The sequence below is a fragment of the Uruburuella testudinis genome, assembly GCF_022870865.1.
In the GTDB taxonomy this organism is placed as follows: Bacteria; Pseudomonadota; Gammaproteobacteria; order Burkholderiales; family Neisseriaceae; genus Neisseria; species Neisseria testudinis.
Genome location: NZ_CP091508.1, coordinates 2,848,783 through 2,875,113 on the forward strand (window position 1 = coordinate 2,848,783; position 26,331 = coordinate 2,875,113).

Below are 26,331 nucleotides of genomic sequence, written 5' to 3' on the forward strand. Positions count from 1 at the left end.
CCTTATAGCGCCTATCCGAAAACCATTCACCAGCGATGATTCCATATGCCGACACCGCCTTACCTGCTGACCCCGCAACCCTACCGCAACCTCGCTGCCTTTATCGCCGTTATCGGATCGCTGCTGCTGTGGCGCCATTATGCCGGCCAAGGCATAGCCGCTTTTGCCGCCGTCATGCTGCTGTTTGCCGGCGCACTTTGCGCCATGGCCGCAGTGGTGCTTGCCCTGCACCTGCGCGACAACGGCACCGCCATTCAAAGCCTGCTGCTGATGCTGTGGCAGATTGGTTTTCCGTTAATCTTGATGTCGCGCCTGTATCATCAGGCCGTCTGACACTCATTCACAAAAGCAAGCGAACAAGGCGGCGAATCGAAGGCAGTATCGAGTGTTGACTTGGCGCTTTAACGCGCCTTAGCAAAACCGCTTTTCTTCGCGTTCAGGCCAGCCGCACCGTTAGCTTATTTTTGTGAATGGATGTATCAGTGAAAAACAAGCCGTGCGGCGGGAGAAAGGCGGCGCCAAGCATACAACGGAGCAAACCGGCTTGCGTTTCAAACAAATATAAAAAAGGCTGCCGAAGCAGCCTTTTTTAACAACACCATGCCCAAATTAACGTTTGAACATATTGCCGAATTTTTGGTTGAACTTGTCCACACGACCGGTGCTGTCAACAATTTTTTGCTGACCGGTGTAAAACGGATGGCACTCAGAGCAAACCTCAATAGAGAAAGCTTCTTTTTCCATCGCAGATTGGGTGGTGAATTTGTTACCGCAAGAGCAAGTTACGGTGATTTCGTGGTAGTTGGGGTGAATACCTTGTTTCATGATGCTTCCTTTCAATTAAGCGGGCATAGGGGTTTTGCCTATGCTTCAAACAAACCTGTTGACAACAGGCAAGTTGGGTATTATCGCAAAATCCCGTTGTTTTAGCAAGCGTTATCCAGCATAGCCGGCCGACAGAGGCCGTCTGAATATTTCATACCCATGCATAAAAGTAAGCTGACCAGGCCGCGGCTGAAGCAAGTAAATATGTACGGAGCCGGTTGCATGGGCGCTTCAGTGCCTTAGGATGTCCTAACGAAACCTACCCTCTTCGAGCTCAAACAGGTCAACGCCGTCAGATTATTTTTGCACAAGGTATCAGACGACCTTATCCGCCCTGCCAACCATGCTTGTTTTCAGCGGATAACCCCGCAAATCATGCGCGCTCCGCCGCCGCCGAGCGCTGCCGGTTTATCGCTGTAGTTATCGCCGCCTTCATGAATCATCAATGCGTGGCCGTGCAGGTGGTGGATGTTTTTAATCCGCGGCGCCGTCACCGCTTCGCTGCTGCCGTCGGCCGCCACCGTCAGCACCGGCAAATCGCCCAAATGGCCGCCTTCATCGAAAGGGCCTTTGTGGGCGCCGGTTTTCAGCGGATCCCAATGACCGCCGGCCGCCTGACCCGCCGCCAGCACGCCCTTGTTGTTTAAGGCCGGCTCGCAGCTGGGGAATTCGTGCACATGAAAGCCATAGCTTCCCGGCGCAACGCCGTTGAGCTTGGCCGCAAATACCGCGCCGTCCGGGCTCTGGCTGATGCGCACTTCACCGGCGGGCCGGTTGCCTTTGAGCACATCAAGGTGCGACATCGGCACGATAATATCGTCAACAGGTGCGGCATATGCGCCTGCCGCGGCGCAGCACAATAAAGATATCAGCAATGTTTTCATCGGGTTTCCTCCTGTTTTACCGTTGCAACACAACAAAAATAATCCCCATCTCACTGAAAAGCCAAACCGACGGCGCGGGAGCTATAGTGGCATAAGGAAAGAAGTGAGACCAGGCAAGCAAGCCGCAGGCACTACAGCAACGCCGTAGCACTTTTTGATTCATGTCGCTATATAGCAAATATTAACGGATACCGGCATATTATACCCATTCAAACCAGCGGGCAAAGCAGCGCGCCACAGGCTGTCTGAATCTTTGATTTCGGCCTATCGGCCCATTCGCTATCGGGAATGGCTTCACAACAAAACACGAACCAGCCGACAATACCCATTCACCAAATACTTCAGGCCGTCTGAAAACCCATTTTCAGACGGCCTGTTTTTCTATGAGCAAGTGCGCCAACAGCCTCAACCCGCCATCAGCTGCGCCGCCAGGTGGTGCCGCCGGCTCCGTCTTCGAGAATGATGTTTTCAGCATTGAGCAGATCGCGGATGCGGTCGGACTCTGCCCAATTTTTATCCGCACGCGCCTGTTTGCGCTGCGCAATCAATGTTTCGATTTCTTCGCCGCTGAGGCCGTCTGAAACACCGCTTTGCAAAAATTCAGTCGGCTCGCGTTGCAGCAAGCCGATGATGCCGGCCAGCGCTTTCAGGCAGCCGGCCAGTTGCACATCGTTGGTTTTATTGATTTCGCCGGCCAGTTCAAACAACACGGCGACGGCTTCTACCGTGCCGAAGTCATCGTTCATGGCGGCGAAGAAACGGCGGGTGTAGTCGTTGCTGGTTTCACGCACATCGAATTCAGACGGCGCGGTATTTTTCAGCGCGGTATACAGCCGGGTGAGCGCACCTTTGGCGTCATTCAGATGCGCATCGGAATAATTCAGCGGGCTGCGGTAATGGGCACGCAGAATAAAGAAACGCACCACTTCGGGGTCGTATTTTTGCAGCACTTCGCGGATGGTGAAAAAGTTGCCCAGCGATTTGGACATTTTTTCGTTGTCGACACGGATAAAGCCGTTGTGCAGCCAATATTTAACGTGGCTTTCGATGGTTTTGCCGTGTTCGTGGTGGGTGCAGCCGCCGTGGGCGCCGCAGCTTTGGGCGATTTCGTTTTCATGGTGGGGAAACTGCAAATCCGCGCCGCCGCCGTGGATATCGAAAGTGTTGCCGAACAATTCTTCACCCATGGCCGAGCATTCGATGTGCCAGCCGGGGCGGCCGTTGCCCCACGGGCTTTCCCACGCCGGTTCGCCTGTTTTGGCGGCTTTCCACAACACAAAATCGAGCGGATCGCGCTTGAACGAATCCACTTCCACCCGCTCGCCGGCACGCAAATCATCGAGCGATTTGCCCGACAATTGGCCGTAAGCGGCAAATTCGCGCACGGCATAATACACGTCGCCGTTGGTGGCCGGATAGGCTTTGCCGTTGGCAATCAGGCGCTCGATCATGGCAATCATCTGCGCGATGTGCTCGGTGGCCTTCGGCTCCACATCGGGGCGGATAACCCCCAGCGCATCGGCATCTTCATTCATGGCCTGAATAAAACGCGCGGTCAGCTCGGCAATGGTTTCGCCGTTTTCCGCCGCGCGGGCGATGATTTTGTCGTCGATATCGGTGATGTTGCGCACATAAGTGAGCGGATAGCCGCTCTGGCGCAACCAGCGCGCAATCATGTCGAACACCACCATCACGCGGGCATGACCGAGGTGGCAGTAGTCATAAACCGTCATGCCGCACACATACATACGCACGTTTTCGGGATTGAGCGGAATAAAGGTTTCTTTTTGGCGGGTGAGGGTGTTGTATACGTTAAGTGTCATGGTGTTTTCATTAAAAATCATCAAAGAAAAGGCCGTCTGAACATTAGGGTGTCCGGACAATTCGATTTACGGGTGTATTTTGCCCCTGAAAACGCATCTGCTGCGTTAAAAAGCCTCGCAAGATGGCCAATCTTGCTGCGTTTTTTGCCTGGCATCTGCATTTTCAGGAACAAAAATCCCCTCATAAACAAATTGTCCGGATACCCTAGGACACCCTAAGGCATGCGCCGTAATTGCCAGCCTTGGCGGCTGTGTTGCAAACGGATGTTGCCGTCTTTCGAAGCATAGCCGCCTTTTACGGCATCTAAAACGGTGTTTTCCGGCACATCGGCGGCGAAGATTTCGGCTTGTGCTTTGTCTGCCGAAAAAATCACATACACGGCCAAGGTATTGTCGGCAGGGTCGTCAAGCTTGAGGTCGGCAGCTTGCCACGGTTGCACGCATGCTTGTTTCAACACCGACCAACTTTGCCCGGCCGAGCCGATGCAGCCGCGAGTATCAAGATCGCCACCCACTAATGGTGCAGACGGCGCGACACAGGCGCTGAGGGCAGTGGCGGCGACGAGGGCGTTAAACGTGTTTTTCATTTCAGACGGCCTTATTCGGCTTTAAATACCGAAGTATCGGTTTTCACCTGTTCGGCAGGCGCTTCGGTTTGTGCGGCCTTAGCGGCTTCTGCGGCTTCGGCTTCCAGGCGTTTTTTCTCGTTGAGGTAGCGGTTGATTTGATACACCAGCTCCTGTGTGCCTTGATGGGCAAGTGCGCTGATTTTAAACAGGCGCGGGGTGTTCATGTCGAAGTGATAGCGGTCGTCGGGCTGCGGATGATGCCAACCGATGGCTTCGAGAAAGGCGGCGGCGCGTGTTTCGGTTTCGGCTTCATCAAGCATATCGAGCTTGTTGAGCACCAGCCAGCGGGGTTTGTCAAACAGCGCTTCATCGTATTTGCGCAATTCTTCTGCCAATGCCAGCGCTTCATCGGCGGGGTTGACGGTTTCGTCAAACGGCGCCAAATCGACCACGTGCAGCAGCAGGCCGGTGCGCGACAGGTGTTTCAAAAACCGGTGGCCGAGCCCGGCGCCTTCGGCCGCGCCTTCGATCAAACCGGGAATGTCGGCCATCACAAAACTGTGGTTTTCATCAATGCGCACCACACCGAGATTGGGATGCAGGGTGGTAAACGGGTAGTTGGCGATTTTGGGCCGGGCGGCGGATACAGCCGTAATCAGGGTGGATTTGCCGGCATTGGGCATGCCCAACAGGCCGACATCGGCCAATACTTTCAGCTCGAGTTGCAGGGTGCGCATTTCGCCGTCTTCACCGGGTGTCGACTGGCGGGGGGCGCGGTTGACCGAGGATTTGAAATGGATGTTGCCCAAGCCGCCTTTGCCGCCGCGCGCCAGGCAGACTTTTTGGCCGTGGTGGGTCAGGTCGGCAATGATTTCTTCGGTGTCGATGTCGCGTATCAGCGTGCCCACCGGCATGTGCAGCTCGATATCGTCGGCGCCTTTGCCATAGCGGTCGGCACCGTGGCCTTTTTCGCCGTTTTTGGCCTGATAGCGTTTGACGAAGCGGTATTCCACCAAGGTGTTGATGTTTTCATCTGCCACGGCAAACACGCTGCCGCCTTTGCCGCCGTCGCCGCCGTCGGGGCCGCCGCGGGGTACGAATTTTTCACGGCGGAAGCTGCTGGCGCCATTGCCGCCTTTGCCTGCCACCACTTCGATTTTTGCTTCGTCGATAAATTTCATAGTTTTCTCAGTCGTTTTCAGACGGCCTTGATTTAAGGCCGTCTGATACCCATTCACAAAAGTAAGCTAACAAGGCGGCGAGCCGAAGACAGTACAGCTAGTACGGCAAGGCGAGCCAACGCTGTTAGGTTATTTTTGTGAATGGGTATGAAATGGGTATTCAATAGACTGATATTATAAAGGATATGTCAAGAGGCCGTCTGAAAAGTTTGGCGGGCGGGTGCTGCGGCCGTCTGAAAAGAAAAATGGAGCGGCGGCTCCGTCGGATTCAGCAGGCATGAATGGTCAGGACATCCTAACGGATTTCCACAACAAAATACGCTTTCAGCTTTTCATACACCTCATCGGTCACATTGATGCAGCCGTGGGTGATGTGGCGGTCGGCCGGGTTGGGCGAGGCGATGCGCTGCATGCGCCGCTCTTCGGGCTTGAGCGTCCACACGCGGTGGATGGCGTAAAGATATTTTTTGTCTTCTTTGAATTTCATCACGTCGCCGCCATAACCGCGACGGTTGGTTTTGACGATATTGAGGTCAAACGTGCCTTTTGGGGTGTCTTTGCCGACCAATACGGGATAGCAGCGGCTTTCCAGGCACAATTCGGCTTTTTCGGTATCCACCACCACTTTGCGCTCGCGCAGATTCACGCCGAAAGCCTGAGCACAAAGGCTCAGGCTGATCAGGGCAAGGCATGCGGTTTTGCCGTTCATTACTGGCGGATGGCCTTCGGCGAGGTTTCCACTTCGCGGATAATCACTTCGCGTACCGGTGCTTGCGGTTGCGGGGCGCAGCCTTCGGGCAGCCAGTAAAACGATTGGGCATTCATGTCTTTATCAAACAGGATTTTGTATTGGCAGGTTTTGTGTTCGCCGTTTTCGCGGTAGTTAAACAGATAATCCCATTCACGCACGCCGTAGAGGCCTTCCTGAAAATGCGGGCGGCCGATTAATTCGTAAATCTGGTCTTTGTTCATACCGGCTTCAATCATGCGCACATTATCCCAATTCGGCCACGAGCCATGCTGGCTGCCGTTGTGGCGCAAGGTGGTTTTTTCGGGATTCGGCCATACCGGGTTGTCGGTGCTGCCTTCTTTGCTTACTTTGCTCAAGTTGCCGCAGGCGGCCAATGCCAACGCAGCGGCCAGCGGTAAGATTAATTTTGAAAATTTCATCATCTTGTTATCCTTTATTTTTAAGTGGCACACAGGCCGTCTGAAATCTTTCAGACGGCCTGACGGATTTACCATTGATAACCGACGCTGCCGCCCCAGTTGACATGTTTCTGCGTGTTAACGCCCACGCCGACTTTGGTCGACCATTTGTTGTTATCGGCATTACGCGCATAGCCGACAGCCAAGGCCTGTTCGCCGCGATAACCGCCTACCGCCATAGAAACCATGCTCTTGCCCGCTTCATTGGGGCGTTGCAGGAAAGCAATCGCCGTGGCGCCTGCAATACCGGCACGCAAATCTTTATCGACATTGTCGATGCGGTTGTTGACGTTGGTAATCTGATCGCCGTAATCATCGATTTGGGTGTTGATGTTGTTGATGGCGGTGGTGTTGTTGGCGATATTAGTGGCATTGGTGCCTACCTGGCCGGCCACTTGATAGAGCTGGCTGCCGTTGATGGCATCGGTGCTGGCAGATGTGATGCGGCCGGCGGCCACATTGGTTACCGTGCGCTCGCTGCCGCTGCTGCCTACGCTGACGGTGGATGCAGGCGCAGTGCCGGCAAAACCGTTGTAAGACACGCCGTTAACCGTTGCGGCATTTGTGCCGACTGCGGCTGCGGTAGTCGAATATGCACCCAGCGCTACCGAGCTGTCTTGTGTGGCTGATGCACCGCGGCCGATGGCAACCGATTGTCCGGCGCCGGCAGCAGCCTGCAAACCGAAAGCCGCGCTGCCGTTACCCGAAGCGCTCGCTGCCGTGCCCACAGCGGTGGCGTTTTGCGCCGTGGCCGCCGCACCGGAACCTACCGCAGTCGCCGCACCACTGCCGGCAGTAGCCTGGCGCCCTAAAGCTGTGGCGCCATTGGCGGTCGCAGCGGCACCGCTGCCGAATGCGGCAGAGGCAATTCCGGTGGCTTGTGCAGTAGAACCCACGCTGGTGGCGGCTTGGGCAGAGGCCTGTGTATCTGCGCCGATTGCGGTGGCGGTATCGGCCGAAGCAGCAGCCCCCGTGCCGGCAGCCAGCGATTTATTACCGCCGGCCGCAGAGCCTGCACCGAATGCAGAAGACAGCGCGCCGGAAGCAATCACACCGGAGCCCACCGCCGTGCTTTGCCCGCCGCTGGCCTGCGATTGGCGACCCAAAGCAGTATCGGCATTGCGTTCGGCCACAGACTGCTCGCCAAGGGCAACAGACGATACGCCGTTTGCCTGGGAAACTGCGCCTACCGCCACCGCACCTTGTGCGGAAGCGGCGGCACGGGAGCCCATTGCCGTGCTGGTGAGGCCGGAAGCTTCCGCCCAAGTACCGACCGCAATGGCATAGCCGCCGGTTGCACCGTCGTTATCGTAATTCGGGCGGGTGGTATCGCCGTTTTGATTGATGCTGACATAATGATCAGCCGCCACGGCCGCCAACGGCGACCATGCCAAGCCGGCGAGCATCAGCGTGAGGGTAGTCTGCCGTTTGGCAAACCCCGACAGGGAAACAGAGCGGTGGTGATTCATAATACTCTCCTGATTATATTGGTTACGATGAATACAGCCTGCCCCGGTAATGTTTTTTCATTTATGAATATAATGAATATGGTTTCATCAGGTGCCGTATCGGATGGCGCGTTTTCCCCGATGCTTTCATCATATGCGTCTATTTTGACATTTCATTAATGACATACCTTTTTAAAGCATGGAAGATATTGTTTTATCAGTTATATTTATATTTGTTTTTAATTAAATGGCATTAAATGTTTCACATGAGCTGTGATTTGCTGTTTTGATGTGCCAATAGCCTTTGTTGTGCATCTATATTTTTCACCCAACCGACAAACAAAAAAAACCGCCGTTTATCCGGCGGTTTTTTCATGCAACTTATCGCTATTTAGCGGTTTGAAAAGTGTCGCAAATGCGCTAATGCTTACTCAAATAAATATTACCCGTTATTGCAAGGTTTCGTTCCGGGCGCTTACAACACCCCTTTGATGCCGTTTCCGGTCAACGATGTATCGCCGACGCCCAGCACTCGCCATACACCATTTTCATAATCCAGCCGCGTCACCGACACATTGGGCACGCTTTGGTATAAGGTGCTGGCCGGGTCGATGCTTTTTAAAATGGCGGTAATCGACATCCCGTGCGACACCAGCAACACCTTGCCATCAACCGGCGATTGCGCCGCCAATTCGGCCATGCCCTGCCGCAGCCGGGCGACAAATGCCGCTTCGGTTTCGGCCTGCCCCTGCGGATCAATGGCGCTGACGGTTTCGGCCAGCAGGTTATGCCCGGCGTGGCGGTATTGCGCCAACCAGGTTGCCACATCGGGCAAGCCGCGGTGCGCCATCACTTTTTCGTGTACCGCGGTGATTTTCTCGCCCTCAAAACTGCCGAACGAATATTCGCGCAAATCGGCCAGCTGCTGCACCGGCAAATCAGGTTGGCCGCCGGCATCGAGAATCAGTCGGGCAGTGGTAACGGCGCGTGGGCTGGTGCTGCAAAACGCAGCATCGAAACGCACCACCTCACGCAACCCGCGGCCGAGTATCACCGCCGCTTCTCTGCCCTCGGGCGTCAGCGGGGCATCGCTCCAGCCTTGCAGACGGCCGGCGGCGTTGTATTCGGTGCGCCCGTGGCGCACGAGGTAAAGATTTAATGCCATATCGTTCCTTTGCCGCTTGGGCGTTTTCAATTGTTTTCAGACGGCCTGTATTTTTCAGACGGCCTCTTGCTATATTTTCTATATCTATAATATTGATAGATGGTCAAACGATAAGGGGTTCAGGCCGCTTCCCAATAATCGATATAAAGCTGCAATTCGATATTGTTGCGCCATTCATTGGCCACAGGGCGGTACACCGTGCGGATGCGGGCGGGAATATCGTCGGTGCAGCGCCAAAACATGGCTTCAAATTCGTAACCTTCTTTTTGCAGCCATACTTTTTTATGGTTTACGCCCATCGGCTGCTGCCGCACCACGGCGAATTCATCGGTAAAGCTCGGCGGTGCGAAACCCTGCCCCCATACCTGCCGCGCCAGATTCTGCGCTTGGGTGAGCGTGATTTCGGCGGCGGGCAGGCTGCCGTCGGTGATATAGGTTTGCGACAAATCGTCTTCGTGCAGCAGGCTTTTCACCACTTGTTCGAAGGCCGTCTGAAAGCGGCCGATATCGGTTTGGCGTATGCTCAAGCCTGCCGCCATGGCATGGCCGCCGAATTTCAAAATCAAATCGGGCTGCTGCTTGCTGATGATATCGAGCGCGTCGCGCAGATGCAGTTTCGGAATCGAACGCCCGGAGCCGCGCACCTCACCGTTGTCGGCCGGGGCAAACACAATGGTGGGGCGGTAAAAGCGGTCTTTCAGACGGCTGGCGACAATGCCGACTACGCCCTGATGAAAATCATCGCGGTAGGCCACCACAGTGGTTTGCCCCGGCGGCAAGGTTTCGGGAAAAGCGTTGAGCGCATCTTGCAGCATCGATTGCTCGATTTCGCGCCGCTCGATGTTCAAATCATTGAGCCGTGCGGCCAGGCTTTGCGCGGCCGCATCATGTTCGGCCAGCAGGCAGGCAATGCCCACCGACATATCGTCCAGCCGCCCGGCCGCATTGATGCGCGGCCCCAGTGCAAAGCCCATATCAAACGGCTGCGCTTTTTTCCAATCGCGCTTGGCCACTTCAAACAACGCCCGGATACCGGGGCGCATTTTGCCCGCACGCATCCGTTTCAAGCCTTGCGACACCAAAATGCGGTTGTTGTGGTCGAGTGCCACCACATCGGCCACCGTGCCCAACGCCACCAAATCCAACAGCCCGCCCAAATTCGGCTCGGCCATCCGCCCGTCTGCAAAATAGCCGCGCGTGCGCAGTTCGGCACGCAAGGCGGTCAATACATAAAAAATCACCCCCACACCGGCCAGGCTTTTGCTGGCAAACGTGCAGCCTGCCTGATTGGGGTTGACGATGATGCACTCCGGCACGGTGTCTGCCGGCAGATGATGATCGGTCACAATCACATCCAGCCCCAGCGCCTGCGCCCGCGCCACACCGGCACAACTGGCGATGCCGTTGTCGACCGTTATCAGCAATTGCGCCCCTTGCGCTGCCGCCATTTCGGCGATTTCGGGGGTAAGCCCGTAGCCGTGTTCAAAGCGGTTGGGCACCAAAAAATCCACCGTCGCACCCATTGCGCCCAAACCGCTCACGCCCACCGCACAAGCCGTGGCGCCATCGGCATCATAGTCGGCCACAATCAGAATACGCTGCTGTTTTTGCAACGCATCAGCCAGACGGGCGGCGGCTTCAGTGCAGTTTTTCAAGCTTTGATACGGCAACAGGCCGGCCAATTTATCTTCCAATTCAGCCGGCGTGGCTACCGCACGGGCAGCGCACAGCCGTGCCAGCAGCGGGTCGGCGCCGGCGGCAATCAGGGTTTCGCAAACATGGGGGTTGATGGTACGGGTTTGGATTTTTACAGACATAAATACACTTTTAATTGAGCGGAATCACAGAGCATTCCATCATCGGGCGGCTGTTATTGTAGCGCTAAAAAGCCCAGGGTGTCCTGATGTGTTGTTGATGAGGAGATTTTGGTTCCTGAAAATGCAGATGCCGGGCAAAAAACGCAGCAGCTGCGCTTTCAGGGGCAAAAATCCCTCCATAAACGAATTGTCAGGACACCCTAGGGTGTCCTGACAATTCAGAATTATTCAGATTTTTTGTGATAAAAGTGCAGATGCAAGGCAAAAAACGTAGCAAGATTGGGCATCTTGCGAGGCTTTTTAACGCAGCAGATGTGCTTTTAGCACAAAAAAGATGATGATATATGAATTGTCAGGACACCCTAGCAGGTACAATTTTCAGACGGCCTCAACGCAGAGCAGACAAAACACGGCATGCCTCACCCGGTCATTTGCCCGGCAAATCTGCGCTTCGGCTTCCAAAACGCGCGTCCGGCTTTGGCTTTCAAGCATAATTCACCGCCGTTATCGCCGTCGGTTACTACCTTCAAGCGGTTCAGACGGCCTGACTTTAACGCCTGCCACAGCGGCGCAAACCAGCGGGTTTCCCAATCTTGCAACGTTTGCACATATGCTCCGGTGTCGCCGGTGTGGGCACAGGCCTGCAAATCATCCAGCCATATCAGGCCGTCTGAAACTACGCCCGCTTCCGCTGCCAGATGCTGCCAGGCAGCAAAATCATAAGGCGCATCACACCGTTTGCCCGGGTAAAACTGCGCCCACGGGCTGTCGCAAGCCAACAGCGGTGCTTCGGTTTGGCCGCCTTCCAAATCCTGCCACAACCACACGCCGTTAACCGCCGGCACGCCTGCAGCCGTGCGGCTGTGATTGAGCGGATGGCTGTGCAGCCACATCTGAATTTCGGTTTGTTTTTGCAGCCATTCGCGGCTGTCGCGCCCCTGCGCCCGCACCGAACCATCGGCCCGGCCAAGCACATCAGGCAGCGGCGGCACCTGCCAATCCGGCGCCGCCGGCAACCCGACCAGCCATAAATCGGCGCGCAATGCCTCGAAACACCAGCCTTCCTCACGATAAAAACTGCTTAAGCCGCGGCACCATTGCTCGGCTTCATCCAGGCCGATGCCGATGTCGGCACCACCCAACATGTCCATATGGTTCATGCCCATCTGCTGCCACACCGGCGAAGCAAGCACCGCCGCCCGCTCTGCGGGCATGCCCAACTGCTGTTTGGCCGATGCAAGCAGGCTGCCCCGCCACAGATAACGAGCCAGAAAAGCCGAAGCCGGCAAGGGCTTGCGGATCAATGTGCCAAAACGCAACATTTGGTTGAAAGCGGGCAAATCAGGCAACGGCAGCGGTGTGCCGTCACTGTGGTTCAAACCGGGTAAGGCAAGGGTCAGATTCATGGATGCAGGCAAAATAAAGGCGATGCGCCCTATTTTACGCTAAATTTTCAATGCCTACTGATGTAAGTCAACACCTGCCGAGGCTTAGGCAGCCATTTTATGGTAAACTGTTCAATTAGGTAAAACTCAGAAAATAGCGGTGTAAATCAAAGCAATAGCACCGATAATAGCGCCTGCTCCGCACTTGTGGGCCTCAATGCCGTCTGAAAGAACGGCTCTTAATATTGATGAAACACCCGGCCGGCGCCACAACAATAAAACCTGCGCCCGCCCGCTTTAAGGACTTGACAGCAGTGACGAAACAAACCTTTTCCCTCTTAGGCCGCTTTTGGCAAAACAAACCGGTGCGCTGGTCTTTACTCGGCATTTTGCTGCCTGTTTCCGGCGTGATGACCGCCTACGCCGTAACCGAGCCGCTGCCGCAACCCGCGCTTTACCAGGCCGAACGCATTACCGAAGAGCTGCCGGCCGTTTATATCGACAACGGCTCATTTCAAGGCAGCTACTGGACCGAAGAAGCGGTAGAGCCCGGCGACACCCTCACCGAAGTGCTCACCCGCCTGGGCGTGCCGCAGGCGAGCATTAAAAAAGTGCTGGCCAAAAGCCCCATCGACACCAAGCTCAAACAGCTGCGCGCCGGCCAAACTGTCAGCGTGCGCCTCGATTCCAGCGGCGACATTACCGACATTCAGTTTTTTAACGACGACGACAACGGCGAACGCAATCTGGTGGCCATCGAAAAAGTCAACGGCCAATGGCAGGCATCGGCCTCGGCTGTTGAAATGGAAACCATGCCCTCGCTGCGCTCCGTCATCGTGCGCACCTCCGCCCGCGGCGCCATGGCGCAGGCCGGCATTCCGGTTGAAATCCGCGAATCGCTGAGCGAAATTTTCAGCGGCAGCCTCGACATCGGCAGCCTGAGCAGCGGCGACACCATCCGCCTGCTCTACAACAGCATGTATTTCCGCGGTCAGGAAATGGCCACCGGCGACATTTTGGCCGCCGAAATCGTGAAAAACGGCAAAACCTACCACGCCTATTATTTCGGCCAAGACGACGACCAGGGCGGCAGCTATTACGACCAAAACGGCAAATCACTGTCTAAAGGCGGCTTCAGCACCCAGCCCGTGAGCTACACCCGTATTTCCTCACCTTACGGCGTGCGCTTCCACCCTGTGCTGCGCACCGTGAAAATGCACACCGGCATCGATTACGCCGCCCCCACCGGCACCCCCATCAAAGCCCCGGCCGACGGCGTGATGACCTTTAAAGGCTGGAAAGGCGGCTACGGCAACACCGTGGTGCTGCAACACAGCAACGGCGTGGAAACCCTCTACGGCCACATGAGCGCCTTTTCGCCGGCCGGCGGCAGCGTGCGCGCGGGCGACATCATCGGCTATGTGGGCAGCACCGGCCGCTCCACCGGCCCGCACCTGCATTACGAAGCCCGCGTCAACGGCCAGGCAGTCAACCCCGCTACCGTTGCCCTGCCCACCCCCAAGCTGAGCCAGACCGACATGGCGGCTTTCCGCAAACAGCAACAAACTGCCGGCAACATTCTGGCCACCGTGCGCGATTTGCCGGTTACCGTGGCGCAGCTGGATTAAACGCAGACGGCATCAAAACAACACGGCGGGCAGATAGGCCCGCCGTTTTTTCGGCATCTGTTATACCCATGCAAAAATCATTTTCGGGTTTCAGACGGCCTGACCGTTATTCAATTCAAGCTTCGCAGCTTGCGCCCGCTCCCTAACCCGCTCCCACGGGAGAGGGAACTCGGTTGCCGTTGTTTTACCGTTGCACGTTTTGGCCGACGTTTGTTTTTCCCGCCAATCTTACCGATTCAGCAACCCGGCTTCCTCCCCTGTGCAGGGGAAGGTGGGAAACGGGCGGCAAAGCGCAGGTTTGATTTATCGCATATTCATCATCACTTTCAGACGGCCTATTCTTGTCCACTCCGGCTGCTCGCCAACACCGCCGGGTTGTTTTTTCAATCGGTATCACCACAAACTTAATCCAACACAAACCGCCGCCGCCCGTGATATGTTCCAATATTGCCTGCCCGGCAACGGGCTTATCTGCAATAAAGTTGCAGCACAACCCTACCGCTGTTTTACCCTTGCGGCCGCAGAGGCCGTCTGAAAGCCGAAAATATGGCCGACATGCTCCGACAGTTTTTTGCCACCCTGGCCGAGCGCTGGTTCAACCCCTACAAACGCTACCGCTACCACCGTCTGATACACGCCGTGCGCCTGAGTGCGGCGGTGTTGCTCGCCACGCTGATCGGCCGTGGCTTTCAGCTGCCGCACAGTGAATGGATCAGCATTACCGTGTTTGTGGTGTTGGGCATGTTGCAGTTTCAGGGCGCAATTTACGCTAAAGCCTTCGAGCGCCTGCTCGGCACCTTTATCGGCCTGGGCGCAGGCTTGTTGCTGCTGTGGCTCAACCAGCATTATCTGCACAACGGCTCGCTGTTTTATCTTGCCATCGCCCTGCTCAGCGCTTTTGCCGGCTGGAGCGCACTGGGCAAAAGCGGCTATATGGCCATGCTGGCAGGGCTGACCATGTGCATGCTGCTGGGCGAAGAGGGCAGCAACTGGCTGGGCGGCAGCATGATGCGGGCGCTCAACGTGGTTATCGGCGCCTCGATTGCGCTGGCTGCCGCCCGCTTGGTGCCGCTCAAATCTACCCTGATGTGGCGCTTTATGCTTTCCGACAACCTCACCGCCTGTAGCCGCCAACTGGCCGAGCTGACCAGCGGCAAAGCCGTCGGCCGCCAACGCTGGTTTGCCCTGCTGGAACAGCAAAAAGCCATCAATACCCGCCTGGTCAAAAGCCGCCCGCTGCTGGCGGCCACGTCGCAAGAAAGCAAAATCAGCAAGGGCGTGATGGAAAGCATCCAACACAGCCACCGCACCATCGTCAGCAGCATCGATTTGCTGCTGCACGCCGTGCCCACGCTGCCCAAACCACGTATCAGCCCCGATGAAGAAAAGCTGCTCGCACAACACTTTTTCAGCCTCCAGCACGATTTGCGCCTGACCGCCCACCTGCTCAAAGGCAGCTACGCCCGCCACTTCCAGCCCGATGCCGGCAGCGAAGAAGCCATCCGTGCCTTGGCGGCCAAGCTGCCGTTTGAATGGCAGGGCTTTATCTGGCTGAGCCTCAACATCCGCCTTGAGCTGTTTACCCTGGTTACGCTGCTGCAACACAGCCGCGAACGCTGGCTGGGCCGGCGCGAACGGCAACGCTATCATGCCAAAAGCCACGGGCACTCCGGCCACCCCAATCAAACGGCGTAACAAAATCATCAAGGCCGTCTGAAAACCATTTTCAGACGGCCTTGATGATTAGGATACCCTAAACAAACCTCAACCTTTAAACACCGGCACTTTTTCCAGCTGGCTCAAAATTTGGGCGGCGATATTGATGACGCCGAAGGCAAACACCCACACAATCAGCCACATGCCGCCATAGACGCGGTAGCCGCGGCTGTCGGGAAATTTCTTGCGCGCTTTGTGGAGCAGCATGGCAGGAATCAGCGCCGTCCACACCGCGGCGGCCAAGCCGACATAACCGATGGCGGTCACAAAGCCGGTGGGAAACAGCAGGCAGGCCACCAGCGGCGGCAGAAACGTAAGCGCTGCGGTTTTGCTGCGGCCGGCGGTGCTGTCGTCCCATTTGAACATATCGGCCAGATAATCAAACAAGCCCAGCGTCACCCCCAAAAACGAGGTGGCAATCGCCAAATAGGCAAAAAACGACAGAATTACCCCCATGCTGCCGGTGGGCACAAAATGGGACAGCGTTTCAATCAACACCGACACCTGCCCCTCGGCAGCAATCACCGGTGCGAATTCATGGCGCGGCAGATTGCCTTGAATGGCCAGCTGCCACACGACGTAGATAACCAATGCAATCAGCGTGCCCAACCACAATGCCCGCGCCACTTTCGGAGCATTGCCGTTGAAATATTTGAGCAGGCTCGACACATTGCCGTGAAAGCCGAACGAAGCCAGGCACACCGGCAAAGCGGTGGCGGCATAAATCCAGTAGCGCGAGCCCTCGGCCGCCCCGCTGTCGAGCAACACCGGCAGCTGCACATGGGTAATCAGCCCGCCGGTGGCCCAGAAAAAGGCGATAATCATGCCGCCGATTAAAATACTGGTCAGGCGGTCGACCAGACGGGTGGAAGCCCACACGCAAAACGCCAATACCACAAAAAATACCAACTGCCCGGCAGGCAGGCCGACCCCGCCGCCGACCAGCCGGCTCAAGCCCTGCGCCGTCAGATCGCCGCCGACAAAAATATAGGCATAGGTGAGCAGATACAGCACAAACGCCACCGCCAAGCCGTTAACCGCATTCCAACCGCGGCCGAGCAAATCTTTCACCATGGTATCGAAGCTGGCGCCGTGCGGATAATGAGTGTTGACTTCCAGCAGCATCAGGCCTGAAGAGAGCATCGAAAACCACGTATACAGCAACACCAGCAGCGAGCCGGCAAACCACACGCCCGAAGTGGCCGTGGGGTTGGCAAACATGCCGGCACCGATAACAGTGCCGGCGATAATCAATGCGCCGCCGAGCAGCGAGGGAGGGGTGGCAGACATAACAATTCTTTCTGGCCGTCTGAAAAAGACCGGCGGTTGGCGGAAAACTTAATCAAGCCCGCATATTATACCCATTCGCAAAAGTAAGCGAACAAGGCGGCGAACCAACGCCGTGAAGTTATTTTTGTAATGGGTATGATGCCGTCTGATGCCGCTGCACCAGGCGCGTCCAGTTATAATAACCATACACCGAATTGCACAAATACATCACATACATCAGCAACAGCGGCAGGCTGGTTTCATGGTGGTGCAGCCACATACCCGTCCACAGCGCAATGGTGAGGATGTTGACCAAAATCCACAACACCCACTGCTCGCGGTAACGCAACACCATCAACAGCTGCGCCACCATCGAAATCACCACCGTGGCGCCATCGAGCGCCGGCAGGGCGCTGCCGAGCGATTTGAGCAGCTCGATATAGGCCAGCGTGCCGATTACCGTGCCCACCACCACGCAGGCCCACTGTTTCACACTTAACGCTTTGGCCATCACTTCCGGCGCATTGTTGCGGCTGAGCGTGTTTTCACGGGTCATGTGGCGGCGCCACATTGCAAAGCCGATAAACTGCACCGGCACATAAACCAGCAGATTCAGCATCATCTCACCATAAAGCTTGAAGGTGTACGACACATAAGCATAAAGCGACACCGATATCAGCCCGAAAAAATAATTGCTGATTTTGCCCTTGCCCACAAACACCACACACAAAATACCGCAGACAGCGGCAATACTGGCCGCCGGCGAATCGGGCTGAACAATAAACACCGCCGCCTGAATCGCCACAAACAACCCCAGCCAGCCGGCTTCAAACTTCGTCCAGCCGTCAAACAGTTCGTGTTTCAGCCATTGCATAATGTTCATTCGGTTTCTTCTTTGCCGGTGATGATGAGATTGCGTAAACAGAGATTATGCCCAAAATGTAAGTGACTGCAAAGGCCGTCTGAAAATATTATTTTCAATATAATTTCTTATGTAGGTAAAGGTAAATATAGGCCGCAGCATCAAATACTGATTTCAGACGGCCTAGGGTGTCCTGATGTGTTGTTTATGAGGGAATTCTTGTTCCTGGAAACGCAGATGCCAGGCAAAAAACGCAGCAAGATTGGACATCTTGCGAGGCTTTTTAACGCAACAGATGCGCTTTCAGGGCAAAATACACTCTTAAAACGAATGGTCAGGACACCCTAGGGTGTCCTGATGTGTTGTTTATGAGGGGATTTTTGTTCCTGAAAATACAGATACCAGGCAAAAAACGCAGCAAGATTGGACATCTTGCGAGGCTTTTTAACGCAGCAGATGCGCTTTCAGGGCAAAATACACTCTTAAAACGAATGGTCAGGACACCCTAAGGTACCCAACCCATCCGACAGCATCGGCCTGTGTCAGCGCACAAAAGCTATCGCTTTTGCCCGCCGCCTTGCCGGCTTGCTTTTGTGAACGGCTATTATTTTATGCATTGGTATGACTGCCCCGCGGTGCCTTATAATAGCCCCATGATCTACCACCACATCGCCATCAACGTGCCGCTGGCCGGCGGCCTGCTTACCTACAGCCACCCCGAAGCCCTACCCGCAGGCACGCGGGTGGCGGTGCCGTTTACCAACAAAACCGTGGCCGGCATTGTGTGGCAAAGCGGCGTTACCCCCACCGTCGACACCCGCAAAATCCTGCCGGTGCATACCGTTTTCGCCCATGAAGCGCCGCTGCCCGAAAGCTGGCGGCGGCTGCTTGAATTTACCGCCCGCTATTACCACTACCCGCTCGGTCAGGCCGTGGCCGCCGCACTGCCGCAGGGTTTGAAAGAAATCCGCCCGGCCGCCCAACCCGAACCGCCGCAGTTTTACACGCTCAACGCCACCGGCAGGCAGCAAACCGCACCGCCGGCGCACCACCGCAAAAAACAAGCCTTGTGGCAGGCTTTGCAGTCCGGCAGCCCCGCCATGCCGGCCTTGAAACAGCTGCACCCGCAAGCGCCCAAGCTGGTTGAAACATGGGCGGCACAAGGCTGGATAAGCCGCCACAGCGCCGCCGCGCCCGTGTTGCAGCCGTCTGAACACCACCTCAACCCCGACCAGCAGGCCGCCGCCGCAGCCGTGTCCGCCGCCTCGGGCAGCTTTCGGCCGTTTCTGCTTTACGGCATTACCGGCAGCGGCAAAACCGAAGTGTATTTCGACGTGATGGCCAAAGTGTTGGCCGCGGGGCAGCAGGTTTTGTTTCTGCTGCCCGAAATCAACCTCACCCCGCAACTGCTCAAGCGCGTGCAGGCGCGTTTCGCCGATGTGCCCACCGCCGTATTGCACAGCCAAACCGCCGCCGGCGCCCGCACACAAGATTATCTGCGCGCCCGGCTCGGCCAGGCCAAACTGATTATCGGCACCCGTCTGGCGGTGTTTACGCCGCTGCCTGATTTGGGGCTGATTGTGGTCGATGAAGAGCACGACACCTCGTTCAAGCAAGAAAACGAATTGCGCTACCACGCCCGTGATTTGGCGGTGTGGCGAGCACAACAGGCCGCCTGCCCGATCATACTCGGCAGCGCCACCCCCAGCCTGGAAAGCTGGCACAAAGCGCACAGCGGCGCATACATGCTGCTTGAGCTGAGCCGGCGCGCCCACACCGCCGCACAACTGCCGCAGGTGCAGATTCTCGACATACGCCGTCTGAAACTCGACAACGGCTTTTCCACGCCGGCGCTCAAGCTGCTGCACGACAACTTCCGTCAGGGCGGCCTGTCGTTGGTTTACCTCAACCGCCGCGGCTTTGCCCCCGCCCTGTTTTGCAGCGACTGCGGCCACACATTCGGCTGCCCGCGCTGCTCCGCCAAAATGGTGCTGCACCAACGCGCGCGCCAGTTGCGCTGCCACCATTGCGATTACCGCCAAGCCATACCCCGCCAATGCCCCGACTGCGGCAACCAAGATTTGACCGCCGTCGGCCACGGCACCCAGCGGGTGGAAGAAACCCTGCGCCAAGCCCTGCCGCAAGCCCGTATCGAGCGGGTCGACCGCGACAGCACCGCCAACAAAAACGATTGGGCCAACTTATACCGCCGCATCAGCGAACACAGCATCGACATTCTGGTCGGCACGCAGATGCTGGCCAAAGGCCACGATTTCGCCCGCCTCAATCTGGTGCTGGTGCTCAACGCCGACGGCAGCCTCTACAGTGCCGATTTCCGCGCGCCCGAGCGATTATTTGCCGAGCTGATGCAGGTGTCCGGCCGCGCCGGCCGCGCCGAATCCGCCGGCCGCGTGCTGATTCAAACCCAACTGCCCGACCACCCCGTGTTTGCCGCCGTGCAAATGCAAGATTACCGCCGCTTTGCCGATGAAGCGCTGGCCGAACGCCGGCTGTTTGCCATGCCGCCCTACGGTTTTCAAGCGGCCATCCGCGCCGATGCGCCCGATATCGGCACCGCCCTGCAATTTCTGCACGACATCAAAGCCGAAGTGGCGGAGCAGCTGCCCGACACCGTATCGCAAATGGGCCCCGCGCCGATGCTGATGGTGCGGCTGGCCGAGCGCGAGCGGGCACAGCTGTTTCTTGAAAGTCCCGACCGCCGCGCCCTGCATCAGGCGGTGGCACAATGGCTGCGGCTGCTGCAACATCACAGCCATCATAAAGTGCGCTGGTCGGTAGACATCGATCCGCAAGAAGTATAAAAAAGAGCGTCCGTCTGCCCAGCATTTTGCCAACGCTTTCAGACGGCCTGTAATATCCGTTGACCAAACAATCTAACCCGCCGCCTCATGATTTTTTTGCCCTACACCACCATGAACACGATTAAGCCCAGGCCGTCTGAAATGCTCCGCACCCTCTTGATAACCGCGCTGCTGGCGCTGTCTGCCCATGCCGCCGCGCTGGATTTCGGCCGCATCCGCACCGACGAAGTTGCCGTGTATGCGCAAAACTTGGCCAGCGGCGAAGTGATTGCCGCCCACCGCGCCGATGCAGCAGTCAACCCCGCTTCCACCATGAAACTGGTGACCACCTTTGCCGCCCTGCGCGCATTGGGCGATGATTACCGCTGGCTCACCGAATGGAAATCCGATGCCGCCGTCCGCAACGGCGTGTTGGAAGGCGATATTTACTGGGTGGGCAGCGGCAACCCCGTGCTCGACCAAAACGACTTGCTCGACATGCAAAGCCAGTTGCGCACACAAGGCATCCGCAACATCAGCGGACAACTGGTGCTCGACCGCAGCGTGTGGCAAAGCACAGGCAGCGCCGATGATTTCGACGACGATGCCGGCGAAACCTTCGCCACCGCGCCCGACCCGCAGATGCTGGCCTATAAAGTGGTGTGGGCCAAACCCGAACGCAACGCGCTCGGCAACCCCGAGATCTCGCTCAACCCGCCGCTGCCGGGCATCCCCCTGCAAAACCGCAGCACCATTACCGCCGGCACCACGGCCTGCCGATCGCTGAAACCCTATCTGCAAGCCCGCTATCAAAACGGCACCTTATGGTTTGACGGCCAAATACCCGCAAGCTGCCTGGGGCAGGAAATCTTTATCAATATGCTCGACCCGACGGCCTTTGCCGGCAAAAGCTTTATCAACCACTGGCGCGCCGCGGGCGGCGGCATTGCAGACGGCTGGCGCACCGGCCGCGCACCCCGGCACGCCACCACCGTGGCCGCCAACCAATCAAAGCCGCTGGCCGCAGTGCTCGCCGACATGAACAAACATTCCAACAACATCATCGCCCGCAGCTTGTTTCTCACCTTGGGCTCAACCGCCGGCAACCCAAGCACCGCGCGACGTGCCGAAGCCGAAGTCCGCCGCCAATTGGTACAGGCAGGCATCGATGATGAAGCGCTGGTGCTGGAAAACGGCTCCGGCCTCTCGCGGCGCGAACGGCTCACAGCGCGCATGCTGGGCCAAATACTCGCCAACGCCTGGCACAGCCCCTTTCAGACGGCCTTTACCGACAGCCTGCCCGTTGCCGGTCACGACGGCACCCTCAAAAACCGTTTCAAACATATCGGCCGCCCGCTGCACCTGAAAACCGGCACCCTCAAAAACGTGCGCGCACTGGCCGGCTACTGGCTGCCGCAAACCGCCACACAGCCCCCACTCGCCCTGGTGGTGATTATCAACAGCGATCGCTCGCCCGACTATCTGCCCGATCTCGACAAACTGCTGACCGATCTCCTGCAAGCAGCCGGCGTGTATGGCGCAACAGCGCACCTTTCAGCAAGGCCGTCTGAAACCCATTAAAAACAAATCCTTGCCGACACCCGGTCCGCAACAGCATACCCGCGCACTTTTACAAAAACCGCAAGCCTTGTAAAATCGAAGCCGCGCCCACATATTGGGGCTTCGTAACCATTCGATTCGATGAATGAGTATTTGCCTCATACACGAATGGCCGCCAACCCCGGCCGACCAAACCGCACAACCGAAAGCAAACGCCCCCTTATGCAACCCGTCAAGCTCTACTCCGGCCCCTACTGCCCTTATTGCACCATGGCCAAACAATTTTTAAAATCACTCGGCGTTACCGGCATCGAAGAAATCCGCGTCGACCGCGACCCCGCCGCCTATGCCGAAATGCAGCAGATTACCGGCCAGCGCAGCGTGCCGCAGATTTTTATCGGCACCACCCACGTCGGCGGTTTTACCGATTTATACAGCCTGCACCGACAAGGCGGCCTAAACGAGCTGCTGAACGGCGAGCCGCAAGACTGAAACACAGCACCCGATATCCTTTGCTGCAAACGCAGCCCAACCCCTCCTATAGAGAGAAACCCTTATGAGCGAAGAATTACAACCCGTATTCAGCATCGAAAAACTGTATGTAAAAGATATGTCGCTGGAAGTGCCGCATGCCCCGCGCATTTTTCTGGAGCAAAGCGAGCCGGAAGTCGACATGCGCGTTTCCACCGAGAGCAGCAAACTCGAAGACGAATTCTATGAAGTGAGCGTAACCGTAACCGTAACCGCCAAGCTCGAAGACGAACGCGTGATGTTCCTCAACGAAGTATCGCAAGGCGGCATTTTCCGCCTCGCCAACATCCCCGAAGAAGACGTGCAACTGCTGCTGGCCGTAGCCTGCCCCAACATCCTCTTCCCCTACGCCCGCGAAGCCGTGTCCAACACCATCACCCGCGCCGGCTTCCCGCCCGTGCTGCTCGCCCCGATTAACTTCGAAGCCATGTATCAGCAAAACCAAGAAGGCAACGCCTGATATCAAAGCACCACACAAAGGCCGTCTGAAACCCGCATCTGCAAGCGTTTCAGACGGCCTTCAGCATATATTCAGCGTATAGATAGCCAAGACAAGCCAACGCAATCAGGTTATTTTCACATTGGCTGCCGACAGCCCTTTACTGTTTTGCCCTAACCCGTTGGCACGGGAGGGAATGGTGTTGCTGAACATTCAAACTTTTGGTGGAACAAGTGTGGCAGGCGCAGATCAGATACTTGTATCCGACAAATCGTTCGAGATTCTTATTGATACCAAATGATTTCAGCCGTCTGAAAATGTCAGATTCAAACATCCGACCCACATCGTGTATCGCATGAATTCTGCCCACGAAAACCCTGCGCATACAAAGGCCGTCTGAAAAAACATGCTTTCAGACGGCCTTGTTTACAGAATAATATCCATTCATAAAAGTGAGCGGATAAGGCAAACCGATGCAGCCAGGTGATTTTTGTAAAGGGTATGCGCGAAGAGCAGCAATGCAGCAGGCTTACAGCGCAACACTCGGGCACGGAGCCAATCATCACGGGCTGCCGGGCTGATGGATAACGGAAATGAAATTATCCGCCGGCGTTCGATTACCGTTCGGGTGGTTCGGTCAGCGTTTGATGAGCGCTCTGTCGGCAGCGCGGCACTCCGTTCCCTGCTCCACGGGAGCAAAACATAACCCGCCCCGCCCGACACTTCAACAAACTCAGCCGCCCGCTTTTTCAAGCCGCCCCGAAAAAACCCAGCAGCAGCGGCAAATAACCGCTGCGCTCCAACACCACCCAAGCCACACCTCCCGCCACCGCCAACCAGCCATACAGCATCAGCAAAGCCTTGGCATAATTGACCTTACTCGGATTGGTATTGCGCCCAAACAGCCAAAAACAAGCAGCAAGCAGATTCAGCGGCGGCAGCATCATCACCGCCACCGCCCACAACCATTCCCCCGGGCGGACCACAGGCGCATATTTCGGTTCATCAAAAGGCGTACGCATCATTCACACAGCCGGCATAAATTAGAAAGGCTCGGATAGTAACATAACAAGAATAACTTTCAAAATAACAGAAAATGCCAAAAATATTATCTTGCCGCCTACCCTTTTCCGCTCACAGACAGCCGCCTCCGGCAACCGGCTTGTTATGCCGAAAAAATACACAAAATGCATGACAAAAAACGCCAAAACTGACAAAATGCGGCAGCCTGTTGCCACGCCTACCGTTTCAGGCCGTCTGAAACGGTAGGCTTTCAAAAGCCAAAAATATAAAAATTAATATAAAACAATTTATTATAAAAACTCACCGCTGTTTTAAATATTTGGCATGGCAGATGCTTGCTACCACTCATCCGCCACCCACGTGCCGAATCAGAGCAGCGGCGCGGCAAGGGCGGAAAGCTGTTTATTCCTTCTTCGTTTTGCTATAAACATGCCGAACACATTACGGTTTTATACTAAAAATTATTCACATTTCATTTATTTTGGAGTTTTAAGAACATGAAAGCAACCCAAAAAGGCTTTACTTTAATCGAGCTGATGATTGTTATTGCCATTATCGGTATTTTGGCTGTCATCGCTTTGCCGGCTTACCAAGACTACACTGCACGCGCTCAAGTATCTGAAGCCTTCTCTTTGGCTGAAGGCCAAAAAGCAGCCGTTACCGAATTCTTTGCCGATCGTGGTGAATGGCCGGATGATAATGCAGACGCAGGCGTAGCAGCGCCGACGGATATTAATGGCCGTTATGTAGAACAAGTGACGATTGGTGGTGAGGGTGTTATTACTGCAACCATGCGCGAAACAGATACAAATGCCGATATCCGAGGCAGAACCTTAACACTTACGCCGACTCAACAAGGCGGCTCCTTTACTTGGGCTTGTAATGGCACCATTGACGCCAAATTCCGCCCTGCATCTTGCCGCGAGTAAACAGGCACGATAATCAAAGTTAAAAAAGCGGGGCTTATGCCCCGCTTTTTCTATGAAAATATTCAAGGGGCGGCTATGCTATCTAACCATCGAACAAAAGGATTTACGTTAATTGAACTGATGATTGTGATAGGTATCATCGGCATATTGGCGGTAATAGCTTTACCTGCCTACACAAATTATGTTGCCCGTGCTCAAGTATCGGAAGCCATTCAATTGGCCGCAAGTTTAAAAGTTGAAGTAGAAGCTGCTTATGCGGATACCGGTAGCCTCCCCATCAATGCAGCCATCTCTCAAAGAGGGGGTAATGCGGGTAATTATGTGGATAGGATTAACGTAGATAACAATAGCGGTGTTATCACCGCCACCATCTCCCAGCAAGCTGCTACCCCCATCCAGGGATTAACCGTTACCTTAACGCCCGGGTTTACCGTAAATGACCAGCAAGGGAACACCTCTTGGGTTTGCGGCGGCACCGTACCTGATAATTTCCTGCCGGTTTCTTGCAAATAAATGGCCAACTCACAAACCGTGCAGCTATTGTAGCGTCATCGCTGCCCACACAACCCACCCACAACCGCCTAACAAATCCAGCATAAAATCAGGCCGTCTGAAACAGTTTTCAGACGGCCTGATTTTATTGCCGATCAAAGCTTATGCCGCAACCGCATCAGCCGATTGTTTGCGGATGGCTTTGGCCGAATCCACCATGGCTACGAAGCCGCAGGCCAGCATCATGATGTCTTTCAATACCAAACGCCCGGCACCGGAAAGGTAGGGAAAGCCGGTGTGCGCATCGGCGCCGTGCACCCAGGTTTCAGGTGTGAACAGCAAAAACGTGAAGGTCACAAACGGGGTTAAAAAGCACAGCAAGGCGCCGAAAAAGCCGACTTTGGGCGAAAGATAGTGCGACAGCAGCAGCAGCGCAAACGCAATTTCAACCACGCCCAGGCCGTTGGAATAGCCGTAGGTGTTGTTGGCTTCGTGCCAAATGCGGTGTTCGGGTATCAGCGCGCCTTCGTGGTTCATATATTGCAGATAGTTGAGCGGGTCGTTATACAGCCACGACATAAACGGGCTGTTGGCCACAAACGGCACGATGCTGTCGGCTTCGTAAGGAATAAATTTCAGCCAGCCTATCCACAAAAACACCACGGCGATAGCAATCCGGCATAAATGCACACCCAGTTGCTCTGAGTTGGCAATCTTGTTGATTAAGTCACGATAGAAATCCATTGTAAATCCTTTCAAGTTATTTACAGGTTAA

At 55.9% G+C, this 26,331-nt stretch carries 25 protein-coding genes; 9 read left to right on the forward strand and 16 right to left on the reverse strand.

Annotated elements, in window-relative coordinates:
• Positions 1 to 45 precede the first annotated feature (45 nt).
• Entirely contained in the window at positions 46 to 333 is a 288-nt protein-coding gene (locus LVJ83_RS13040) for a hypothetical protein (RefSeq protein ID WP_244785077.1), read from the forward strand.
• 276 nt (positions 334 to 609) lie between these two features.
• On the opposite strand, the gene rpmE is transcribed toward LVJ83_RS13040, so the two are convergent.
• From rpmE to LVJ83_RS13100, 12 genes are all read right to left on the reverse strand, one after another.
• The gene (gene rpmE, locus LVJ83_RS13045) at positions 610 to 825 is read right to left on the reverse strand and encodes a 50S ribosomal protein L31 (RefSeq protein WP_244785078.1); all 216 of its coding nucleotides are present in this window, start codon (positions 823 to 825) and stop codon (positions 610 to 612) included.
• A gap of 353 nt (positions 826 to 1,178) precedes the next feature.
• The gene (locus LVJ83_RS13050; protein WP_244785079.1) at positions 1,179 to 1,709 is read right to left on the reverse strand and encodes a superoxide dismutase family protein; all 531 of its coding nucleotides are present in this window, start codon (positions 1,707 to 1,709) and stop codon (positions 1,179 to 1,181) included.
• Positions 1,710 to 2,125: 416 nt separating this feature from the next.
• Positions 2,126 to 3,532 (reverse strand): cysteine--tRNA ligase, encoded by a 1,407-nt coding sequence (cysS, locus tag LVJ83_RS13055; protein ID WP_244785080.1) that lies wholly within the window; start codon positions 3,530 to 3,532, stop codon positions 2,126 to 2,128.
• 20 nt (positions 3,533 to 3,552) lie between these two features.
• The gene (locus LVJ83_RS13060) at positions 3,553 to 3,717 is read right to left on the reverse strand and encodes a hypothetical protein (protein WP_244785081.1); all 165 of its coding nucleotides are present in this window, start codon (positions 3,715 to 3,717) and stop codon (positions 3,553 to 3,555) included.
• A gap of 30 nt (positions 3,718 to 3,747) precedes the next feature.
• Positions 3,748 to 4,119: a hypothetical protein gene (locus tag LVJ83_RS13065; protein WP_244785082.1), complete on the reverse strand. Its 372-nt coding sequence runs from the start codon at positions 4,117 to 4,119 to the stop codon at positions 3,748 to 3,750.
• Between the two features lie 11 nt (positions 4,120 to 4,130).
• Positions 4,131 to 5,282, reverse strand: a complete 1,152-nt coding sequence (obgE, locus tag LVJ83_RS13070; RefSeq protein WP_244785083.1) for a GTPase ObgE — start codon at positions 5,280 to 5,282, stop codon at positions 4,131 to 4,133.
• 295 nt (positions 5,283 to 5,577) lie between these two features.
• Positions 5,578 to 5,991 (reverse strand): L,D-transpeptidase, encoded by a 414-nt coding sequence (locus tag LVJ83_RS13075; protein WP_244785084.1) that lies wholly within the window; start codon positions 5,989 to 5,991, stop codon positions 5,578 to 5,580.
• Positions 5,991 to 6,452: an outer membrane protein assembly factor BamE gene (locus LVJ83_RS13080; RefSeq protein ID WP_244787789.1), complete on the reverse strand. Its 462-nt coding sequence runs from the start codon at positions 6,450 to 6,452 to the stop codon at positions 5,991 to 5,993. The genes LVJ83_RS13075 and LVJ83_RS13080 overlap by 1 nt, the downstream gene beginning before the upstream one ends.
• 68 nt (positions 6,453 to 6,520) lie before the next feature.
• The gene (locus LVJ83_RS13085; protein WP_244785085.1) at positions 6,521 to 7,960 is read right to left on the reverse strand and encodes a YadA family autotransporter adhesin; all 1,440 of its coding nucleotides are present in this window, start codon (positions 7,958 to 7,960) and stop codon (positions 6,521 to 6,523) included.
• A gap of 454 nt (positions 7,961 to 8,414) precedes the next feature.
• Positions 8,415 to 9,104 (reverse strand): histidine phosphatase family protein, encoded by a 690-nt coding sequence (locus tag LVJ83_RS13090; protein WP_244785086.1) that lies wholly within the window; start codon positions 9,102 to 9,104, stop codon positions 8,415 to 8,417.
• Between the two features lie 119 nt (positions 9,105 to 9,223).
• A complete protein-coding gene (gene recJ, locus LVJ83_RS13095; RefSeq protein WP_244785087.1) occupies positions 9,224 to 10,921 on the reverse strand; it encodes a single-stranded-DNA-specific exonuclease RecJ in 1,698 nt (565 codons plus the stop codon).
• 419 nt (positions 10,922 to 11,340) lie between these two features.
• Complete coding sequence (locus tag LVJ83_RS13100; protein ID WP_244785088.1) at positions 11,341 to 12,327, reverse strand: hypothetical protein; 987 nt, start codon at positions 12,325 to 12,327, stop codon at positions 11,341 to 11,343.
• Positions 12,328 to 12,620: 293 nt separating this feature from the next.
• Here LVJ83_RS13100 and LVJ83_RS13105 point away from each other — a divergent pair, with 293 nt between their 5' ends.
• Together LVJ83_RS13105 and LVJ83_RS13110 are read left to right on the forward strand one after the other, a co-directional pair.
• Positions 12,621 to 13,934 (forward strand): M23 family metallopeptidase, encoded by a 1,314-nt coding sequence (locus LVJ83_RS13105; protein WP_244785089.1) that lies wholly within the window; start codon positions 12,621 to 12,623, stop codon positions 13,932 to 13,934.
• 555 nt (positions 13,935 to 14,489) lie between these two features.
• Complete coding sequence (locus LVJ83_RS13110) at positions 14,490 to 15,629, forward strand: FUSC family protein (RefSeq protein WP_244787790.1); 1,140 nt, start codon at positions 14,490 to 14,492, stop codon at positions 15,627 to 15,629.
• Between the two features lie 69 nt (positions 15,630 to 15,698).
• On the opposite strand, the gene LVJ83_RS13115 is transcribed toward LVJ83_RS13110, so the two are convergent.
• Positions 15,699 to 16,940: an aromatic amino acid transporter gene (locus LVJ83_RS13115; protein WP_244785090.1), complete on the reverse strand. Its 1,242-nt coding sequence runs from the start codon at positions 16,938 to 16,940 to the stop codon at positions 15,699 to 15,701.
• 118 nt (positions 16,941 to 17,058) lie between these two features.
• Entirely contained in the window at positions 17,059 to 17,802 is a 744-nt protein-coding gene (gene pnuC, locus LVJ83_RS13120; protein ID WP_244785091.1) for a nicotinamide riboside transporter PnuC, read from the reverse strand.
• A gap of 632 nt (positions 17,803 to 18,434) precedes the next feature.
• Here pnuC and LVJ83_RS13125 point away from each other — a divergent pair.
• From LVJ83_RS13125 to secB, 4 genes are all read left to right on the forward strand, one after another.
• Entirely contained in the window at positions 18,435 to 20,603 is a 2,169-nt protein-coding gene (locus tag LVJ83_RS13125; RefSeq protein ID WP_244787791.1) for a primosomal protein N', read from the forward strand.
• A gap of 87 nt (positions 20,604 to 20,690) precedes the next feature.
• Complete coding sequence (dacB, locus tag LVJ83_RS13130; RefSeq protein WP_244785092.1) at positions 20,691 to 22,163, forward strand: D-alanyl-D-alanine carboxypeptidase/D-alanyl-D-alanine endopeptidase; 1,473 nt, start codon at positions 20,691 to 20,693, stop codon at positions 22,161 to 22,163.
• 201 nt (positions 22,164 to 22,364) lie between these two features.
• A complete protein-coding gene (grxC, locus tag LVJ83_RS13135) occupies positions 22,365 to 22,634 on the forward strand; it encodes a glutaredoxin 3 (RefSeq protein WP_244785093.1) in 270 nt (89 codons plus the stop codon).
• A 64-nt stretch (positions 22,635 to 22,698) separates the two neighbouring features.
• Complete coding sequence (gene secB, locus LVJ83_RS13140) at positions 22,699 to 23,133, forward strand: protein-export chaperone SecB (protein ID WP_244785094.1); 435 nt, start codon at positions 22,699 to 22,701, stop codon at positions 23,131 to 23,133.
• 728 nt (positions 23,134 to 23,861) lie between these two features.
• Here the strand turns inward: secB and LVJ83_RS13145 are convergent.
• Positions 23,862 to 24,137, reverse strand: coding sequence for a hypothetical protein (locus tag LVJ83_RS13145; protein ID WP_244785095.1), 276 nt, complete (start codon positions 24,135 to 24,137; stop codon positions 23,862 to 23,864).
• Positions 24,138 to 24,632: 495 nt separating this feature from the next.
• Between LVJ83_RS13145 and LVJ83_RS13150 the strand changes: the two genes are divergently transcribed.
• Positions 24,633 to 25,064: a pilin gene (locus LVJ83_RS13150; protein ID WP_244785096.1), complete on the forward strand. Its 432-nt coding sequence runs from the start codon at positions 24,633 to 24,635 to the stop codon at positions 25,062 to 25,064.
• Positions 25,065 to 25,100: 36 nt separating this feature from the next.
• On the forward strand, positions 25,101 to 25,577 hold the full coding sequence (locus LVJ83_RS13605) for a pilin (protein ID WP_280515216.1): 477 nt from the start codon (positions 25,101 to 25,103) through the stop codon (positions 25,575 to 25,577).
• A 141-nt stretch (positions 25,578 to 25,718) separates the two neighbouring features.
• Here LVJ83_RS13605 and rclC read toward each other — a convergent pair whose 3' ends face one another.
• Entirely contained in the window at positions 25,719 to 26,300 is a 582-nt protein-coding gene (gene rclC / locus LVJ83_RS13165) for a reactive chlorine resistance membrane protein RclC (RefSeq protein ID WP_244785097.1), read from the reverse strand.
• Between the last annotated feature and the right edge of the window lie 31 nt (positions 26,301 to 26,331).

What these genes read in the sequence shown, in the direction of transcription:
- recJ (WP_244785087.1), bottom strand. Translation starts at nt 10,921, where the DNA reads ATGTCTGTAAAAATCCAAACCCGTACCATCAACCCCCATGTTTGCGAA.
- LVJ83_RS13060 (WP_244785081.1), bottom strand. Translation starts at nt 3,717, where the DNA reads ATGAGGGGATTTTTGTTCCTGAAAATGCAGATGCCAGGCAAAAAACGC.
- LVJ83_RS13145 (WP_244785095.1), bottom strand. Translation starts at nt 24,137, where the DNA reads ATGATGCGTACGCCTTTTGATGAACCGAAATATGCGCCTGTGGTCCGC.
- LVJ83_RS13125 (WP_244787791.1), top strand. Translation starts at nt 18,435, where the DNA reads ATGATCTACCACCACATCGCCATCAACGTGCCGCTGGCCGGCGGCCTG.
- obgE (WP_244785083.1), bottom strand. Translation starts at nt 5,282, where the DNA reads ATGAAATTTATCGACGAAGCAAAAATCGAAGTGGTGGCAGGCAAAGGC.
- LVJ83_RS13080 (WP_244787789.1), bottom strand. Translation starts at nt 6,452, where the DNA reads ATGAAATTTTCAAAATTAATCTTACCGCTGGCCGCTGCGTTGGCATTG.
- LVJ83_RS13110 (WP_244787790.1), top strand. Translation starts at nt 14,490, where the DNA reads ATGCTCCGACAGTTTTTTGCCACCCTGGCCGAGCGCTGGTTCAACCCC.
- LVJ83_RS13115 (WP_244785090.1), bottom strand. Translation starts at nt 16,940, where the DNA reads ATGTCTGCCACCCCTCCCTCGCTGCTCGGCGGCGCATTGATTATCGCC.
- rpmE (WP_244785078.1), bottom strand. Translation starts at nt 825, where the DNA reads ATGAAACAAGGTATTCACCCCAACTACCACGAAATCACCGTAACTTGC.
- pnuC (WP_244785091.1), bottom strand. Translation starts at nt 17,802, where the DNA reads ATGAACATTATGCAATGGCTGAAACACGAACTGTTTGACGGCTGGACG.
- LVJ83_RS13050 (WP_244785079.1), bottom strand. Translation starts at nt 1,709, where the DNA reads ATGAAAACATTGCTGATATCTTTATTGTGCTGCGCCGCGGCAGGCGCA.
- LVJ83_RS13150 (WP_244785096.1), top strand. Translation starts at nt 24,633, where the DNA reads ATGAAAGCAACCCAAAAAGGCTTTACTTTAATCGAGCTGATGATTGTT.
- LVJ83_RS13090 (WP_244785086.1), bottom strand. Translation starts at nt 9,104, where the DNA reads ATGGCATTAAATCTTTACCTCGTGCGCCACGGGCGCACCGAATACAAC.
- LVJ83_RS13065 (WP_244785082.1), bottom strand. Translation starts at nt 4,119, where the DNA reads ATGAAAAACACGTTTAACGCCCTCGTCGCCGCCACTGCCCTCAGCGCC.
- rclC (WP_244785097.1), bottom strand. Translation starts at nt 26,300, where the DNA reads ATGGATTTCTATCGTGACTTAATCAACAAGATTGCCAACTCAGAGCAA.
- grxC (WP_244785093.1), top strand. Translation starts at nt 22,365, where the DNA reads ATGCAACCCGTCAAGCTCTACTCCGGCCCCTACTGCCCTTATTGCACC.
- LVJ83_RS13605 (WP_280515216.1), top strand. Translation starts at nt 25,101, where the DNA reads ATGCCCCGCTTTTTCTATGAAAATATTCAAGGGGCGGCTATGCTATCT.
- LVJ83_RS13075 (WP_244785084.1), bottom strand. Translation starts at nt 5,991, where the DNA reads ATGAACGGCAAAACCGCATGCCTTGCCCTGATCAGCCTGAGCCTTTGT.
- LVJ83_RS13040 (WP_244785077.1), top strand. Translation starts at nt 46, where the DNA reads ATGCCGACACCGCCTTACCTGCTGACCCCGCAACCCTACCGCAACCTC.
- LVJ83_RS13100 (WP_244785088.1), bottom strand. Translation starts at nt 12,327, where the DNA reads ATGAATCTGACCCTTGCCTTACCCGGTTTGAACCACAGTGACGGCACA.
- LVJ83_RS13085 (WP_244785085.1), bottom strand. Translation starts at nt 7,960, where the DNA reads ATGAATCACCACCGCTCTGTTTCCCTGTCGGGGTTTGCCAAACGGCAG.
- cysS (WP_244785080.1), bottom strand. Translation starts at nt 3,532, where the DNA reads ATGACACTTAACGTATACAACACCCTCACCCGCCAAAAAGAAACCTTT.
- dacB (WP_244785092.1), top strand. Translation starts at nt 20,691, where the DNA reads ATGATTTTTTTGCCCTACACCACCATGAACACGATTAAGCCCAGGCCG.
- secB (WP_244785094.1), top strand. Translation starts at nt 22,699, where the DNA reads ATGAGCGAAGAATTACAACCCGTATTCAGCATCGAAAAACTGTATGTA.